At 56.6% G+C, this 2,046-nt stretch carries 2 protein-coding genes; both read right to left on the reverse strand.

Going from position 1 to position 2,046, the window contains the following annotated elements:
• The coding region (locus tag IR083_RS24385; protein WP_410492904.1) for a fimbrial protein at window positions 1-1,001 on the reverse strand (1,001 nt) is incomplete at its 3' end.
• Window positions 998-1,942 (reverse strand): FimB/Mfa2 family fimbrial subunit, encoded by a 945-nt coding sequence (locus tag IR083_RS24390; RefSeq protein ID WP_194226247.1) that lies wholly within the window; start codon window positions 1,940-1,942, stop codon window positions 998-1,000. The genes IR083_RS24385 and IR083_RS24390, both read right to left, overlap by 4 nt.
• Between the last annotated feature and the right edge of the window lie 104 nt (window positions 1,943-2,046).

The following is a 2,046-nucleotide window of genomic DNA, read 5'->3' on the forward strand; positions in this document are numbered from 1 at the left end:
ACACAGGTTTTTAAGGTGATGCCCCCATCGGGGCTGATATAGGCGTTTATCCGGTAGCGGTAATTGCGTATGACAGAGCTGTCCGACAGGGCAGGAACGGTGCGCCGCTGGGCGGTTAATCCGATTTTAGCTTTGTCCGTAAGGACGGGAAACACCCGGTTGTTGATATGCAGCTCCGTGAAGCCGGCATCCCCGCTTTTGTTCAGCAGCTCGGGGATATAGAAAGGCCCTGCCGCCCCGATCGAATCCCTGGTATAATCCAGGCCGGCCAGATCACCGCTAAGGGAGGCCACGGTCTGCCCGCTGTAATAAGCCTCTGACGGGGGAACCGAAAAAGACGCGGCTACCTGTTGCAGCTGTACCGAGGAGACGGCGCTGCCGGCAGGCAAAACGCTGCCCGGGTCCTTCTTATAGAAGACGACCTCTACCCTGGCCAGTGATCGCACCAGCTCTACTTGAGGGGTCGGTAAAACCAGCGGCTCGGGGGAAGCTTCGGTACCGCCCTGCAGCACACTGACCGCCTTATAGACTGCCGACATAAGCATCCGCCCCGGCCCGGTGGAAGTATCCGGTTTAAAGCCGGGGATATAGGACAACCCGCTGAAACGCGGATCAGCTGTAAATTGCGACACGTCCGTTACGGAGGACAGCGCATCCGGGAAGCCTGCACAGGCCGATTCGTTGGCGAAGAAATAAAAATCGTAGGTGCCCGGCTTAAACTTTATCCCGCGGCTCGGGTTCCCCAGGCCTGCCGGAAAATCCGGGAGACCGTTGTAGACGGTATTGCCGCCTGCATCGAAAACGATCATCCGCACTTCAGTTACACGATCCTCTCCGTTTATATCCTCATTGATGCTGCCCGAAGAGGCTTTTACAGACAGGTAGATATACGCCTGCCCTGCCTCCGGGCTGTGCGGGTCTTCTTCCCGGCAGCCTGTTAACAGCAGGCAACAGCCGGTAAGCCAACCATATAGAAGCGTCCTGAATTCCATCGTTTTCATAAGTCGGTCGTATAGCTGTGCACCAGCCAGTTGTTCACCCAAATTTCCATAATCATATAAGTCCCGCAGCTGCACTGGTCTTTGGCCGTGAAACGGATCGTGAAGTCATGGTCGCAGTCCAGGTTCACTGCCGGGTTCTTCAGCAGCAGCGTGCCCAGCAGGTCGCCCCGGTACAGTTCGCTGTTATCCGCCCTGTTGCGTATGACCAGCGAAGTATTGTAACCGGTAGCCAGCTTCAGCACGGTAAGCCGCGCTTCGAGAAGGCCATCTGTGAAAGCCGCCTGTGAACCGTATTCTATTCTGTCATCGGAGGCGATGCTGCCGTCGGTATTTATCGAGCCGTTGGCCGATTCGACGACGGCCTCATAATCCCCGGTTAGGGGGAGGCCTTCGACCTGTATAGTCAGCCGGTTGGTGATCTCCCGCAGGTTGATGGCCGCCGGTTCGAAGACGGACCCGTATTCAGCCGGGTCGGGCAAAAAGACCACGGGGCTCTCGCCGTAATAGATCCGTTTGCCCTCCAGGGAGGAGGCCCGCCCGCCGGAACGCTTAAGGCGGAACAGCAGGCCGCTTTTTTCATCCCCGGAGCCGCGTTCGAACGCATCCGCATCGAGCCCGGCCCAGGCCGTCACGCTGTACAGCCCGTTTTCAGCCTCCAGCCTTCCGGCATAGTGTTCCGTGATGACACTGTCACCGCTCTGGCGGTACGATACCAGCTTGCCGCGGCGGTCGAAGACGCGTAAGTCCAAACCGGATAACCGCGGGTATACCGTATCCAGGCACGGGGTCTTGCTGTACAGCCGGAGGTCTATCCCCTGCGGGCAGTCCTGCGTCCGCTCATAAACACAACCGCTTATACCGGACAGGAGAAAGGCCCCCAACAGCAGGAAGCTTATTTTCTTCCTGCCTGCGTACCCTTGATTTGACTTCGTTTTATGCATACGTTGTAGACTTTGTTTAGTGTATGAAAAATCAATGTGCCGATATGCCAATATACCAATTAGTTAATGTGCCAATGTGCCGATGTGCTAATATTCACATTCGC

Origin of the sequence: Dysgonomonas sp. GY75 (genome assembly GCF_015234155.1) — a bacterium.
Lineage (GTDB): Bacteria > Bacteroidota > Bacteroidia > Bacteroidales > Dysgonomonadaceae > Dysgonomonas > Dysgonomonas gadei.